Annotated in this window: 13 protein-coding genes; all 13 read left to right on the top strand. The window is 38.5% G+C overall.

Annotated features, from left to right (window positions below; translation table 11 throughout):
- Window positions 1–17 precede the first annotated feature (17 nt).
- Entirely contained in the window at window positions 18–1,028 is a 1,011-nt protein-coding gene (locus tag LQZ21_RS06255; RefSeq protein ID WP_411043384.1) for an NAD-dependent epimerase, read from the top strand.
- A 44-nt stretch (window positions 1,029–1,072) separates the two neighbouring features.
- Entirely contained in the window at window positions 1,073–2,761 is a 1,689-nt protein-coding gene (locus tag LQZ21_RS06250; RefSeq protein WP_411043383.1) for an ABC transporter ATP-binding protein/permease, read from the top strand.
- A 105-nt stretch (window positions 2,762–2,866) separates the two neighbouring features.
- The gene (gene rfbF, locus LQZ21_RS06245) at window positions 2,867–3,649 is read left to right on the top strand and encodes a glucose-1-phosphate cytidylyltransferase (protein ID WP_411043382.1); all 783 of its coding nucleotides are present in this window, start codon (window positions 2,867–2,869) and stop codon (window positions 3,647–3,649) included.
- Window positions 3,634–4,698 (top strand): CDP-glucose 4,6-dehydratase, encoded by a 1,065-nt coding sequence (gene rfbG / locus LQZ21_RS06240; RefSeq protein ID WP_486401687.1) that lies wholly within the window; start codon window positions 3,634–3,636, stop codon window positions 4,696–4,698. The genes rfbF and rfbG overlap by 16 nt, the downstream gene beginning before the upstream one ends.
- Window positions 4,691–6,031, top strand: coding sequence for a lipopolysaccharide biosynthesis protein RfbH (rfbH, locus tag LQZ21_RS06235; protein WP_411043381.1), 1,341 nt, complete (start codon window positions 4,691–4,693; stop codon window positions 6,029–6,031). The genes rfbG and rfbH overlap by 8 nt, the downstream gene beginning before the upstream one ends.
- On the top strand, window positions 6,028–7,746 hold the full coding sequence (locus tag LQZ21_RS06230; protein WP_411043380.1) for a thiamine pyrophosphate-binding protein: 1,719 nt from the start codon (window positions 6,028–6,030) through the stop codon (window positions 7,744–7,746). The genes rfbH and LQZ21_RS06230 overlap by 4 nt, the downstream gene beginning before the upstream one ends.
- Entirely contained in the window at window positions 7,747–8,688 is a 942-nt protein-coding gene (locus LQZ21_RS06225; RefSeq protein ID WP_411043379.1) for an NAD-dependent epimerase/dehydratase family protein, read from the top strand. It begins immediately after the preceding gene.
- Window positions 8,672–9,646 carry a glycosyltransferase gene (locus LQZ21_RS06220; RefSeq protein WP_411043377.1) on the top strand — a complete coding sequence of 325 codons (975 nt, stop codon included), beginning with the start codon at window positions 8,672–8,674 and terminating at the stop codon, window positions 9,644–9,646. The genes LQZ21_RS06225 and LQZ21_RS06220 overlap by 17 nt, the downstream gene beginning before the upstream one ends.
- Window positions 9,647–9,947: 301 nt before the next feature.
- Window positions 9,948–10,955: a glycosyltransferase gene (locus LQZ21_RS06215; protein WP_411043376.1), complete on the top strand. Its 1,008-nt coding sequence runs from the start codon at window positions 9,948–9,950 to the stop codon at window positions 10,953–10,955.
- 32 nt (window positions 10,956–10,987) lie between these two features.
- The gene (locus tag LQZ21_RS06210) at window positions 10,988–12,001 is read left to right on the top strand and encodes an alpha-1,2-fucosyltransferase (RefSeq protein ID WP_411043375.1); all 1,014 of its coding nucleotides are present in this window, start codon (window positions 10,988–10,990) and stop codon (window positions 11,999–12,001) included.
- Window positions 12,002–12,020: 19 nt separating this feature from the next.
- Entirely contained in the window at window positions 12,021–13,106 is a 1,086-nt protein-coding gene (gene gmd, locus LQZ21_RS06205; RefSeq protein WP_411043374.1) for a GDP-mannose 4,6-dehydratase, read from the top strand.
- Between the two features lie 44 nt (window positions 13,107–13,150).
- Window positions 13,151–14,080, top strand: coding sequence for a GDP-L-fucose synthase family protein (locus LQZ21_RS06200; protein WP_411043373.1), 930 nt, complete (start codon window positions 13,151–13,153; stop codon window positions 14,078–14,080).
- The gene (locus LQZ21_RS06195; protein WP_411043372.1) at window positions 14,067–15,242 is read left to right on the top strand and encodes a DegT/DnrJ/EryC1/StrS family aminotransferase; all 1,176 of its coding nucleotides are present in this window, start codon (window positions 14,067–14,069) and stop codon (window positions 15,240–15,242) included. The genes LQZ21_RS06200 and LQZ21_RS06195 overlap by 14 nt, the downstream gene beginning before the upstream one ends.
- The last annotated feature ends 12 nt before the right edge of the window (window positions 15,243–15,254 follow it).

The raw sequence follows: 15,254 nt of genomic DNA, 5'->3' as shown, positions 1-15,254 counted from the left end.
GAAACCGCCGGAGGCAAATGAAAATACTGGTTACGGGAAGCGCCGGGTTTATCGGCTTTCATCTGGCGCAAAGATTGTCCGGCATGGGTCACCCGGTGGTTGGCATCGACAATATAAATGCCTATTACGATACCGCCTTGAAAGAAGCGCGGCTTAAACATTCCGGTATAGCGGTTGAATCGATTCGGGAGGGAAGAAAACTGTCCAGCGCCTGCTTTGATACGTATTCTTTTATCAAAATGGATTTAGCCGATCGCGCCGGACTGTTTGATCTCTTTGAGAAAGAACAATTTGATTGGGTAATTAACCTTGCCGCCCAGGCGGGAGTCCGGTACAGTCTGGAAAATCCCTATGCTTATATTGAAAGCAACATTAACGGTTTTTTTAATATCCTTGAAGCCTGCCGCAGGTATCCTATAAAGCATCTGGTGTTTGCCTCAAGTTCTTCCGTATACGGCCTTAATGAAAAGGTTCCGTTTTCAACCGCCGACCATACGGATCGTCCCGCAAGCCTGTATGCGGCCACCAAAAAATCAAATGAACTGCTGGCCTATTCCTACAGTCATCTTTATCAACTGCCCATTACGGGACTGCGGTTTTTTACCGTATACGGTCCCTGGGGGCGGCCCGACATGGCGCCTTTTCTTTTTACCAAGGCGATCCTTGAGGATGAACCGATCAAGGTATTTAACCACGGTAATATGAAGCGGGATTTTACCTATATTGATGATATTATTGAAGGAATTGTCAGAACCGTTGATCGCATTCCCGGTTTTTCCCGGGCGGCTTATAAAATTTACAACATCGGCTGCGGTAAACCGGTGGATTTAATGACTTTTATCGAAACCATTGAAAAAAATACCGGTAAAAAGGCAAAAAAAGAGCTGCTCCCCATGCAGGCAGGGGATGTGCCGGTAACCTGGGCCGATACCGGCGAACTTGAGGCGGATACCGGCTATCGGCCGAAGACGGGTATCGAGGAAGGGATCCCCCGGTTTGTTGAGTGGTATAAAGGATACTACCGGTAAAGTTTTGTAAGGATGTTGACAAAAACAAGATGTTAAATACCATAATGACCATCCCGAGAAAACTTAACGTCCTCCTGGAACGCAAGAGAAAATTATACCTGGTCATTCTGTTTTTTCTCTCCATATTTTTATCCGTGATTGAAACCCTGGGGGTTTCGGTGGTGATGCCTTTTATTTCCGCCGCCTCAAATCCTGATATGATCGATACCGGCTGGTACAAATATTTTTTTGACCTTTTGGGTTTTAATGACAAAAACAAATTTATTATATTTTTTGGCGGCGTTATAATAGTTTTTTATTTATTCAGATCCGGGTATAATGTTTTTTATAATTATGCCATAAACAAATTTTCCCTGGGAACCTTCCGTTATTTTGCCAACCGGCTTTTTAAAACGTACCTGGCCCTTCCCTACAAGGTTTACGTTCAGAAAAATCCTTCTGTTTTAGCTCAAATGGTCAACGGCGAGGCGAACAATTTAAGCGTTTTGTTGTTGAATTTGCTGATGATCTTTTCGGAGGTCTTTACCGTACTGTTCCTGTATTTTTTTATGGTTTTAGTTAACTGGCAGATAACCTTAGTTTTGACTTTTATATTAATTTTTATTATTTTGATCATTTTTGCCACCTTGATACGGACAAGTAAAAGGCTGGGCGAAAAACGTTATGCCGCAAACGTAAAATTGGGCCGGACCCTTTGGGAAACCTTTGGTAATTATAAATTTATAAAACTAAAAGGTAATCAAGAAAAAATATTAGATGTTTTTAACGATTCCGTCGGCCAGTTGTCCCATGCCGCCGTATTGAGCAGTACCTTGGGAACTGTACCGAAAAACATCCTTGAAAATTTGGGATTTTCCCTGTTAATTGCGGCGGTTTGCTTTATCCTCTGGCGCTACGATTCGGCCGCCATGGTTATCCCGGTTATTTCCATGTATGCCCTGGCCCTGTACCGGATGCTGCCCGCCATTAACCGGATAATGGGATATTTTAATTCAATGGCCTATTTACAGAAATCCCTGCATATTATATATGACGAGTTTAATCTTGAAACCGATAATGAGGGAGTTTCCCCGGTGGTTTTTACCAAATCTATCCGCGTGGAGAATCTTTGGTTTCGCTACTTAAGCGGGGGCGATGTTTTAAAAGATATTTCCCTAAAAATACGGATAGGCGAAAAAGTCGCTTTTACCGGTGAAAGCGGCAGCGGTAAAACAACCCTGGTAGATTTGCTCATCGGCATTTACCGGCCCACCCAGGGGCAGTTGTATGTGGACGATGTTTTAATCGACTATACCAATATCCGTTCCTGGCGCGCCAAAATTGGATATATACCCCAAAGCATTTATCTTTTTGACGGTACGGTGGCGGAAAATATCGCCTTTGGCTCGGATCGGGACGAAGAAAAAATTATCCGGGTTCTGAAAAAGGCCAAAATCTGGAATTTTCTTGAAACCAAAGAGGGTATTAATACCCTGGTCGGCGAAGGGGGTATTCAGTTAAGCGGCGGCCAGAAACAACGGATAGGCATAGCCCGGGCTCTGTACAATGATCCCGAAGTGCTTGTTTTGGATGAAGCCACTTCTTCTTTGGATGATGAAACCGAAGCGGAAATAATGAGCGAAATATACGATGTAAGCGGCAATAAAACCCTCATCATCATTGCCCACCGGCTTAGTACCGTGCAACGCTGCGATCGGCGGATTCAGATTGAGGACGGGGCACTGGTGGGATGAAGCGGAATAATCACTTCACGCTTATCCTGGTAAAGGGCTGAGGAATTGGTTTGGAAATTGAAGTATTATCCGAACAGTGCTATTAATGAATGAAGGGACTTTATTATGAAAGTAGTAATTCTGGCCGGCGGATTAGGAACTCGGCTTTCCGAAGAAACAACCCTAATTCCAAAACCCATGATTGAAATAGGCGGTCATCCTATTTTATGGCATATCATGAAGATATATTCATTTTGGGGATTTAATGATTTTGTGATTCTGACCGGATATAAATCCCATATTATTAAAGAATATTTTATTAATTTTTATACCCGTTATTCTGATATTACGGTTAATATGGCAAATAATTCCGTAGACATTCATAATATCCGTTCCGAACCATGGAGAGTTACCATGTTATATACCGGCCAGGATACGATGACCGGCGGGCGGCTGCTAAAAGCCAAGAATTTTATCGGTGATGAACGATTTATGCTGACTTACGGTGATGGCGTCAGCGATATCGATATACCGGCGCTGCTTGATTTTCATATCAAGACCGGTAAAGTCGTTACCCTGACATCGGTACAGCCCACCGGGAAATATGGGATCCTAAAAGTAGAAGACGATAACCGCGTCAGTTCTTTCCTTGAAAAACCTGCCGGGGACGGCGCCTGGATCAACGGCGGATTTTTTGTTATGGAACCAAAAATTTTCAGTTATATAAAAAATGGAGACGCTTCCATCCTTGAACGTGAACCTTTGCAGAAACTGGCAATGGATAATGAACTTGCCGCTTTTAAACACAAGGGGTTCTGGAAATCTATGGATACCCTCAAGGATAAATATGAATTGACAAATATGTGGATCGGGGGAAAAGCGCCCTGGGCTTTATGGTTAAAACCATGAATTTGAATTTTTATAAAAAGAAAAAAGTTTTGATTACCGGACATACAGGTTTTAAGGGAACTTGGATGTGCCATATTTTATTACAAGCGGGAGCGGATGTAACCGGTTATGCGCTGGAGCCGCCGACCATTCCTTCTCTTTTTGATCAAGCCAATACGGTCGAAAATATTCGTTCGATCTATGGGGATATACGGGATCGGAATTTGCTTATAGAAACAATACAAAATTCAAAGCCGGATATTATCTTTCATATGGCTGCCCAGCCTTTGGTCCGTCGTTCATATAAAGATCCTGCCCTCACTTATGAAACAAATGTGATGGGTACGGTCAATATCCTTGAAGCCCTGCGGATTACACCATCTGTCCGCTCCTTTGTTAATGTTACTACCGATAAAGTTTATGAAAACAGGGAGTGGCCCTGGGGTTACCGGGAAAATGATAATCTTTGTGGTTTTGATCCCTATTCCAACAGCAAATCCTGCAGCGAATTGGTCACCGCAAGTTACCGCAATTCATTTTTTTCAAGCCCTGAGGATCCTTCGATTTCAACCGCCCGTTCGGGGAATGTTATCGGCGGCGGGGATTATGCGGAGGATCGGATAATTCCGGATTGTGTCCGGGCGGTAGAAACGGGAAAAACTATAGTTATACGGAATCCCCATTCTGTCCGGCCCTATCAGCATGTTTTGGAATGTCTTTCGGGTTACCTGTTGCTTGCGGAAAAACAATATGCCGATAAGTCCTTAGACGGGGCTTATAATTTTGGTCCGGACGATGATAACTGCGTTACTACCGGAAAACTTGCGGATTTTTTCTGCGCCGTCTGGGAACAAGGGGTATCCTGGAAAGAACAAGGCGACTGCGGCCCCCATGAGGCTAATTTTTTGAAATTGGACTGCTCCAAGACAAAGGTTGCGCTGGGCTGGAATTCAAAGTGGGATATCAGAACCGCTATAAACAAGACGGTTGAATTTGCCAAAAGTTCAACCGATGAAAAACGAAAAAAAATTCTTGAAAAACAAATAAGAGAATATTTTTATAATGTTTGAATCCATGAATCAAGAAGAGGCCCGTCGCGCTATTTTTGACAGGGTTAAAGAATATTACCAAACTTTTATGGTAAGGCCGTCGTATAAGGATGGCGATCGTATCCCCTATGCTTCCCGGGTATTTGATGAACAGGAAATGGTCAATCTTGTGGACAGTGCCCTGGAGTTTTGGCTTACCGCCGGACGGTATACCGACCGGTTTGAAAAACAACTCGCTGAGTATCTTCAGGTTCCGTTTTGTTCCCTGGTCAATTCCGGTTCTTCTGCCAATCTTCTGGCTTTTATGGCCTTGACCTCTCCCCTCTTGGGAGAGCGGTCGCTGCAACGGGGGGATGAGGTGATCACCGTGGCCGCGGGATTCCCTACCACGGTGACGCCGATTCTGCAGTTCGGTGCGGTACCGGTGTTTGTGGATGTAACGATCCCCCAGTATAACATTGATGTATCTCTTTTGGAGCGGGCGTTTTCCCCAAAAACAAAGGCGGTGATGCTGGCCCATACCCTGGGAAACCCCTTTGAGTTGAGGACGGTGAAGGCTTTTTGCCGCGCACATAATTTGTGGCTTATAGAGGATAACTGTGATGCTCTCGGTTCAAAATATACAATGGATGGCGTGGAGAAGTTCACCGGAACCATCGGCGATATGGGGACCTCCAGCTTTTATCCTCCCCATCACATGACCATGGGGGAGGGTGGGGCGATCTATACCGCAAACCCGTTGCTCCACAAGATTGTCCACTCCTTAAGGGATTGGGGCAGAGATTGCGTGTGTCCTTCCGGCAGGGATAATATGTGCGGGCATCGTTTTGATAAAAAGTACGGCGAGCTGCCCCTGGGGTATGATCACAAGTATGTTTATAGTCACTTTGGCTATAACCTGAAGGCCACCGATATGCAGGCAGCCATCGGCTGCGCCCAATTAGAAAAGTTCCCTTTTTTTGTTGAAAGGCGGCGGCATAACTGGCAGCGGCTTTACGAGGGACTGGTCGATCTGCGGGATAAGCTGATATTGCCCCTGGCAGCGCCGGATTCGAAGCCGAGTTGGTTTGGTTTTTTACTTACCTGCCGGGAAGGGGTAAACCGGAACAAACTGGTGCAATATATTGAAAGCCACAATATTCAGACCCGGATGCTGTTTGCGGGAAATCTGGTCAAGCACCCCTGTTTTGATGGTATGCGGAAAAACGGCGAAGGTTTCCGTATAGCGGGCGGCCTTGAAACAACCGACCGGATTATGAACGATACCTTCTGGATCGGGGTATATCCGGGGATGACTGATGAGATGATTGATAGGATGATTGCGGTGGTGAGGGAAGGGGTAGAGCTGCAATGAAAGTCACCGATTATATTGTATCCTTTTTTGTTTCACATAACATCAGATATATTTTTGGATATCAGGGGGGTATGATAACTCATTTGGTGGATTCTATAAGTAAAAGCAACGATATACAGTTCATCCAATGTTATCATGAACAATCGGCCTCGATTGCGGCGGAAGGATATGCCAGGGCATCAGGTAAGTTTGGTGTTGCTATATCGACAAGCGGCCCGGGCGCTACCAATATGATCACCGGTATTGCCAATGCGTATTATGATTCTATTCCTGTTATATATATAACAGGCCAAGTTAATACTTATGAATATAAACATCAAAAACCCATACGACAAATGGGTTTTCAGGAAACCGATATTGTTTCTATTGTAAAATCAATAACAAAATATGCGGTAATGATCGAAGGCGAAGATCGTATAAAATATGAGCTGGAGAAAGCGGTAGACATCGCAACGACCGGTCGAAAAGGTCCGGTGCTGCTGGACATACCAATGAATATACAACGTACCGATATATCACCGGTAGATTTATCTTCTTATACTGATTTTTATAAGAAGCCCCTGCCTGATTCCTTGATAGTTCAAGAAGTGATATCTTTACTACACGATGCGGATCGGCCGCTTGTTTTATGTGGAGGCGGTGTTCTGACAGGCAAGGAAAAACTGAATACTTTCCTTTTAAAAACCAAGTTGCCTTATGTTGTCTCACTTATGGGGAAAGGCTGTGTTGATGAAACAAAAAAATATTTTATCGGAATGATAGGAAGCTATGGTAATAGGTGTGCCAATTTAGCCTTTTCCTGGGCAGATGTTATTTTGGTATTAGGTTCAAGATTGGATCTCAGACAGACAGGAAACAAGAATTTAGGAAATTGGGACAAGGTAAAATTTGTTCATGTGGATATTGATATAAATGAATTAAATGATGCTAGTATAAAAAATAAAATGTTGATACATGCTTATATTGAAGATTTTTTATATGTGTTGGAAAAAACAAAGTCTACTTTTACCGTGAAAAACGATTGGATAAAATTTATAATGTTTCTTAAAGAAAAATACTCGCAGAAAAATGATATTGACCGATTTTTAAAATACAAGACCCCATATGAAGCTTTGGAGCAGATTGGCTTGACAGCTGATGATGGCACAATTTTTACCGCTGATATCGGACAGAATCAAATGTGGGCAGCGCAGACCTTGCAATTAAAACCGGATCAGATGTTTTTTACCAGCGGCGGTTTAGCTCCGATGGGGTATTCTCTACATTCCGCCATTGGTGCGGCCTTTGCCTTTCCTGAAAAAAAGGTTATATGTATTATCGGTGACGGTGGATTTCATATTGCCCTGCAATCCCTTTTGCTTATTTCGCAATACAAATTAAACATTATGATTTTTGTGTTAAACAATCATGCCCTGGGAATGATAACACAATTTCAGACATTGTATTTTGAATCGAATATGGCAGGGACTACAAGTGACGGTGGTTATGAGATTCCTGATATTAAATATATCGCTAAGGCATGTGGGTTAGAATATGAGCATATAGATGATGTCATGAATAAGAAAGTGCCGGATTTTTCCAGAGGAAAGATAGTGGAAATAGAACTAAACGAATTGACAACAGTTGTTCCAAAGCTTGAATTTAATCAGCCATTATATAATATGATTCCATATTTGGATGCAGATGAGATCGAACGGCTGGAAAATAGAAAATAAATGAAATCGATTGCTTTGACCGGCGCGACCAGTATGATTGGGCTTGCACTTATCAAACGATGTATTCAAAATAATATTGCCGTATTGGCATTGGTCCGTCCCGGTTCTTCGCGAAGAGAACGTGTGCCGGCTTCTGATTTGGTTACTATTCTGGAATGTAATATTGATGATCTTGCCGGTTTAAATATTCCCTCGAATGTTGGGCTGCCTGTTGAGGTTTTTTATCATATAGGTTGGGATGCCACTGATAAAGCGGGAAGAAATTCTTGTGAGGAGCAGTTGAAAAATATAGAGCACACTCTACATGCGGTGTCGCTTGCAAAGAAATTGGGCTGCAGGAGGTTTGTTGGTACAGGTTCACAGGCTGAGTATGGTAATACTTCCAGACCCTTGAATGGGAATATTTCGGTCAATCCTGAAATTGCCTACGGGGTGGCAAAATACGCCGCAGGGAAATTTTCAAAAATTGAATGTGAAAAGTTAAATCTGGAATATATTTGGGTTCGGATTTTAAGTGTGTATGGTATTAATGATAATGATGATACTTTAATAAGAAATTTTATTAATAAATGTAAAAACAATCAGCCGTTGCCTTTAAGCGCCTGTACCCATATATGGGATTATCTTTACGAAGATGATGCCGGAAAGGCTTTATTGTCCATCGGAGAAAAGGGAACAAGCGGAAAAATTTATTGCCTTGGTAGCGGGATGGGAAGGCCATTAAAAGAGTATTTGGAAGTTATCAAAAATATAATTAATGTGAAATACCAGCCTGATTATGGGAAAATCCCATATACAGAGAAGTCAATCAAATATTTGTGTGCCGACATATCGGAATTAACTGCCGATACCGGTTGGAAGCCGGAAATATCCTTTGAGGAAGGAATTAATTTGATAATAAATTGCAAGCAGATGTGTAATTTCAATGAAAAACCATTATAAACTGACAATTTCAGTCCTGACCTATAACCGACCGCATTATTTGATTGAAATGCTGGACTCAATAATGCAACAAACGTATCATGATTTTTATGTAAAAATATATGATAATGGTTCTATCGATAATACCGGAGAAATAATAAAACCATATTTAAAAGACAGTCGTTTTTCATATCATAAATTTCAACGAAATGCGGTAGAAAATATCCGTATACCCTTTGATCAATGTGATACCGAATACTTTATTTGGGCACATGATGATGATATTATGCTTCCAGACATGGTCCAGGAAGAATTATCCATCCTTGAAAACAATGACGAGGTCGGACTTGTAACGGTAAATTCAAATTATATTGACGAGCAAGGTATTATTTTTAAATATTCAATATATAGTCATATTAGTATAAATGATTTAGTTATCCCAAGGCAAGGCTTCTTTGCTTTATTTGCAAATGGAAAGACTATCGTTTGCTGTCCATCTGTGATGTACAGGATGTCTATAATAAGAAAATATAATGTTTATTTGCATTATGAGTATGGTGGTGCATGTGATATTTTTCAGTGGATGGAAATAAATCAATATTGTAGTATGTATTATATCAGCAAAACACTATTTCATTATAGAAAGCATAAGAATCAAGATAGTCAAAATACCCTTTGTTTGGATCCGTTATTAAAGAAGCCAATCCTCTCTTTGCTTGATAATTATGATAATTCGGATATTCTTAGAAGAAAATGGTTAAAATTTATTAACAGAAGAATTTTTGATGAATTATTTAAAAGTAAAATTGTACCACATATCGCTTATAAAACAATAAGACATGCTATTTTTATTCCGCACAAACAAGAATTTCTCTTTCGTTTAAAAGTATATTTTTTAGTTTTTGCTCCTTTATCAAAGGTACAGATCAAGATATACAGAAGGCTAAGGAGAATTTTTTTACGAACGATACGTAGTTGATTCAAAATATGATTACCGAAAACAATACAGCCAACAAGGGGGTAATAAATTATGGATAGAATGCTACAAATTGATACTGATCTTAAAAACGAAAAAAGGTTTAAGTGGAAGTATGCCTAATGTCTTATGCCATAATTATCTTATTGTGATTTACTGGTGGTGCCAAAAACAAATGGAACCATGGTGTCTGTAAAATATAACAACAGAATATAGATAAGTATATTCTTGAATTAGGTACAAATCTGCAATTGAATGATTACTTGACATAATCTCTAGTAATATTATTTGGAGGTTATAAATAATGCTTTTGCAAAACGATGATAAAATATTAACTATTGGATTACCCTGTTATAATGAAGAAAATTCCTTAGACACTAATCTGAATAATTTATTCACAATTATTTTGAATAACTCGCTTATGAATGAAGTTTCTGTTTTGGTTTCAAATAATTGTAGTACTGATAGAACTGAAAGTATTTGTAAAAAATATCGTTCTTTATACCCAGATATCTTTACTTATGTCACAAATGAAACTAATATAGGTCCAGATAGGAATTTTCACAATGTAGTTAAATGTTCAAAAAGTCAATATGTATGGCTCTTATCAGGTAATGATTCAATAGTTGAGGGAGCTTTAAGTAGAGTATTAGGCTATATACGGGAATATAAGCCATCATATATTTATATAAATTTTATTCCAGATACTACTTGCGTCAATGATTGTGATGTATGCTTTGATAAAGAGACTTTTATAAAATCATTAAAATGGAGATGTTCTTTGATTTCTTCTAATATAGTTAAAAAAGATTTATGGTTGTCTTTTAATATGGAAAAATATTTTGATTCTGCATGGATTCATATGGGTTATGTTTTAGAATTGTTAAATCATTTTATTCAAAAAACTATTGTTTCAAATAAAATTGATATAATACCCAATATATGCTCACAGAGAAATACGTGGGATAAAAATGGTAATCTTCTTCTTTTCGGTTTAAATTTATTCAAGATGATTGATGAATATTTATTGGACAAGGCTTCAATAGCTTATGAATTGGGGCAAAGAAGTATGTCTATAGGTTATCCGGGTACAATTGTCCATGCCCGTGAACAAGGACTTAAAATAACAAAGGATACTAGACTAATGATAAAGAAGGCTATGTCCTATAATAAACCAAAGTATTTGTTCATGTGTCTGCCGGTCATTATTTTTCCAGAATTTTTATTTCGTTTTGTAAATAGTCTTTTTCATATAAAAAGAAAAATTAAATCAAAAATAAAAAAATTATATTGTAGATTCTTCATCGGCTAATTAAAATTACTACCTTTTTATAATAGCGCTAATTGAAAATTAATATGCCTTCAGTTATTAAAACTATTTATCGGACGATTTTACCATATCCGCTTAGAAATAGTATTGTTAAATCCAAACGTTTTTTTTTGGTAAACATTTCAAAATCAAAAAGTTATTTGTCCTATTTCTTCTCAAATGAAATACGGAAGAATCCCGAAATAATAACGATTATTGACGGCGGATTGGGCAGTCAGATGGGACAATATGTGATGGGACAGGAAATACGACGGATTACCGGCAGGGAAGTGAGTTATGATTTATCATGGTATGAACATGGGGGAAAAGATATTAATGGGAAAGAGAACAGATTATATGAACTGGAAAATGTTTTTCCAAATATTGTTGTGAGAAAGGCTGGTATAAAAAAACGTATGCTTTATAAGAAATTATTCAATAAATACGATTCAAATCTTACGATAAACAATCTTGATGAGATTGACTTTTCAAGACTGCCTATATATTTAGGCGGCTATTGGAAGACTAATAAATATTCTAATTATGATATTGATTCATTGCGCAGGATATTCGCATTTAGTTTAAGACTGGATGACAAAAATAAAGAACTTCTCAATAAAATAAATTCCTGTAGTTGTTCAGTAGCGATACAAATTCGCATGGGTGACTATTTGGGTTCCGTACTTGATGTTATAAATCAGAAATATTTTTATAATGCTATAAACTATCTCATTAAAGAGAAAAAACTAGTTGATTTTCATTTTTTTGTATTTTCTGATGATATCGAAAAAAGCAAACAAATGTTAAGCAAACTTCCATATCATTTTGTTTATGTTACTATTAACGATAATGACCATGGCGCTTATGATATGTTTCTGATGAGTCAATGTCATCACTTTATTATTTCAAATTCTTCATTTGGCTTCTGGCCTGCTTTGCTTTCCGTAAGAACAAATGAAAAAATGGTTATTCAGCCAAACAAATGGTTGAAAACCGATACAGAAAAAGTGAAATCAAAGTATCCGGGATGGATATTCCTGGATTGTTAAAATGGGTAGGACTATATATATGAAGACAGCGCTTATAACTGGGGTAACTGGACAGGATGGGGCTTATTTATCGGAATTACTCTTAAAGAAAGGGTATGAAGTACACGGTATAAAACGGCGGGCATCGAATTTTAATACCCAGCGTATAGATCATCTTTATCAGGATCCTCATGTTGAAAACAAAAAATTTATTTTACATTACGGTGATTTAACAGATACGTCCAATATTATCCGTATTATCCAACAAGTACAACCTGATGAAATTTATAATCTTGGCGCCCAGAGTCATGTACAGGTATCTTTTGAAGTACCTGAATATACCGCAGATGATGACGGGATAGGGACGCTTCGCCTTTTAGAGGCGATTCGCCTTCTGGGACTGGAGAAAAAAGTCCGCTTTTATCAGGCTTCAACTTCTGAATTATTCGGTAAAGTAAAGGAAATTCCGCAAAAAGAAACGACCCCTTTCTATCCCCGCAGTCCTTATGCATGCGCAAAACTTTATGCTTACTGGATCACCGTAAATTACCGTGAAAGTTATGGACTGTATGCATGTAATGGTATTCTTTTTAACCATGAAAGCCCGATTCGGGGGGAAACCTTTGTAACCAGAAAAGTAACCAGGGCCGCCGCCCGAATAAAACTTGGCTTGCAGGAAAAACTCTATATGGGGAACCTTGATTCAAAACGCGATTGGGGATATGCGGGCGATTATGTTGAGTTGATGTGGCTCATGCTGCAGCAGGAAGAACCGGAAGATTACGTTATTGCTACCGGCATAACTACCAGTGTTCGGGATTTTATATCAATGGCTTTTAAAGAGGCGGGAATATCCCTTGTTTGGGAAGGCAGTGGAATTAATGAAAAGGCCATTGACAATTTGACCGGGAAAATATTGGTTGAGATTGATCCCCGTTATTTCCGCCCATCAGAGGTCGAGTTGCTTATTGGAGATTCTTCAAAAGCAAGAACAAAACTTGGATGGAAACCAAAGGTCAACCTGCCGGAATTGATAAAGATGATGGTTAAGAATGACATCCTGTTGGCACAGAGAGAAATACATCTTAGAGATGGTGGTTATTTTATTCGTAATTATTATGAGTAAACACAAACATTTGTGAATAATCTATACAAAGATATGTGGATCATATGAAAATATTTATTAGCGGTTCAAATGGAATGGTTGGTCGTAATCTTCTTGAGAATGAAGACATAACAAAGCATGATATACTTAAACCTCCATCATCCGAACTTAATTTATTAAATTTTAACGACATCAAAATTTATCTAAAAAAAACAAAACCTGATATGATTATCCACTGTGCTGGTAAAGTTGGAGGCATTCAGGCTAATATGAAAGATATGTATAAATTTTTTACCGAAAATGCATTGATGGGTATCAATCTGGTCAAAGCGGCTAAAGAGCATGGAATAAAGAAATTTCTCAACCTGTCAAGTTCTTGTACCTATCCCAGAAATTATAAAAATCCTCTTAAAGAAGAATATATACTACAAGCTGAACTTGAACCCACAAATGAAGGATATGCCCTCGCTAAATTGTCAATTCTAAAGATGTGTGAATATATTTCAAGAGAATATCCGGGGTATCAATATAAGACATTTATTCCTTGTAATTTATATGGCCGCTGGGATAAGTTTGATGAAGCAAACTCTCACATGATACCGGCGGTCATTAAAAAAATTTATAATGCAGTCGTTTCCAAATTACCAGAAATAGAAATATGGGGGGATGGTACCGCACGGCGGGAATTTATGTACGCCTCGGATCTTGCATCATGTGTTGCCAAAGCAATCGAGAATTTTGAAGATGTCCCCAGTGTAATGAATGTCGGACTTGGTTTTGATTATTCAATTAATGAGTATTATGAAACTATAAAGAAAATTCTGGAATATAAAGGTTCTTTTATTTATAATACTTCCATGCCGGTGGGTATGAAACAAAAATTATTGAATATCGATCTTCAGAGCAAATGGGGTTGGAAGCCGCAAGTCTCACTTGAACAAGGCATAGAAAGAACATATCAATTTTTTTTAGGATACGTCAATGATAAAGTATGAACTCGCTTTAAGCAGTTGGGATGATAACGAGATCAAGGCCATCAAAAGAGTCTTGGATAGTAATCGGACTACAATGGGAGAATATGTAAGAAGGTACGAGGAGGAATTCGCCTGTTTTGTTGGTTCAAAATACTGCGTAATGGTAAATTCCGGTTCCAGTGCAAATCTTCTTGGCGTTGCAGCTCTTTTTTACAGAAAGAAATATAATCTCAAACCGGGGGACGAGGTTATTGTTCCGGCTGTTTCATGGCCAACAACTTATTATCCATTATATCAGTATGGTTTAAGGCTTAAATTTGTCGATATCGATTTGGCGACGTTAAATTATGATTTAAAAAAATTACAAGAAGCTGTTTCAGAAAATACCAGGATGATTGTTATTGTAAATCTTCTTGGAAATCCAAATGATTTTAGTCAAATACAAAAAATAATAAATGATAAAAATATTATTCTGTTTGAAGATAATTGTGAATCATTGGGGGCTGAATTAAACGGCAGACAGGCCGGTACCTGGGGTTTACTGGGGACATATTCCAGTTTTTTCTCACATCACATATCTACTATGGAAGGCGGGATGATTGTTACCGATGATGAAGAATTATATCAAATAATGCTCTGTATGCGTGCTCATGGATGGACTAGAAATCTACCAAAAAAAAATCTGGTTACGACTCAAAAAAGTGATAATCAATTTGAGGAATTATACCGCTTTGTTTTACCCGGATATAACTTCCGCCCAATTGAAATGATGGGGGCAATTGGTTCCGAACAACTAAAAAAGTTATCTGATTTTCTTAAATTCCGAAGATCAAATGCCGCTTATTTCATAAATATATTTAATAACAATCCATCTTTTTTCATCCAGAAGGAAATTGGTCAATCTAGCTGGTTTGGGTTTTCACTTGTCTTAAAGCCAAATGTTTCCATAACAAGGAAAGAGATCATGGATTATCTGACAAAAAAGAATATTGAGGTTCGTCCGATCGTTGCAGGAAATTTTACAAAAAACGAAGTATTAAAATATTTCAATTATGAATTATATGGTGAAATGAAAAACGCAGAATATATTGATAAGAATGGTTTTTTTGTCGGTAATCATCATTTTGATATACGTGATAAAATTGATTATTTATATGAAGCGCTTGGAAATTTTCTCAAATGAAATATTCCTTTA

Source organism: Treponema sp. TIM-1, from assembly GCF_046533115.1.
GTDB lineage: Bacteria > Spirochaetota > Spirochaetia > Treponematales > Breznakiellaceae > JAIRMO01.
The sequence above is the reverse complement of the archived record's forward strand: the minus strand, read 5'-3'. Positions and strand labels throughout refer to the sequence as shown.

Coding starts and splice junctions, on each gene's coding strand:
- LQZ21_RS06255 (WP_411043384.1), top strand. CDS start 18: ATGAAAATACTGGTTACGGGAAGCGCCGGGTTTATCGGCTTTCATCTG.
- LQZ21_RS06250 (WP_411043383.1), top strand. CDS start 1,073: ATGACCATCCCGAGAAAACTTAACGTCCTCCTGGAACGCAAGAGAAAA.
- rfbF (WP_411043382.1), top strand. CDS start 2,867: ATGAAAGTAGTAATTCTGGCCGGCGGATTAGGAACTCGGCTTTCCGAA.
- rfbG (WP_486401687.1), top strand. CDS start 3,634: ATGGTTAAAACCATGAATTTGAATTTTTATAAAAAGAAAAAAGTTTTG.
- rfbH (WP_411043381.1), top strand. CDS start 4,691: ATGTTTGAATCCATGAATCAAGAAGAGGCCCGTCGCGCTATTTTTGAC.
- LQZ21_RS06230 (WP_411043380.1), top strand. CDS start 6,028: ATGAAAGTCACCGATTATATTGTATCCTTTTTTGTTTCACATAACATC.
- LQZ21_RS06225 (WP_411043379.1), top strand. CDS start 7,747: ATGAAATCGATTGCTTTGACCGGCGCGACCAGTATGATTGGGCTTGCA.
- LQZ21_RS06220 (WP_411043377.1), top strand. CDS start 8,672: ATGAAAAACCATTATAAACTGACAATTTCAGTCCTGACCTATAACCGA.
- LQZ21_RS06215 (WP_411043376.1), top strand. CDS start 9,948: ATGCTTTTGCAAAACGATGATAAAATATTAACTATTGGATTACCCTGT.
- gmd (WP_411043374.1), top strand. CDS start 12,021: ATGAAGACAGCGCTTATAACTGGGGTAACTGGACAGGATGGGGCTTAT.
- LQZ21_RS06200 (WP_411043373.1), top strand. CDS start 13,151: ATGAAAATATTTATTAGCGGTTCAAATGGAATGGTTGGTCGTAATCTT.
- LQZ21_RS06195 (WP_411043372.1), top strand. CDS start 14,067: ATGATAAAGTATGAACTCGCTTTAAGCAGTTGGGATGATAACGAGATC.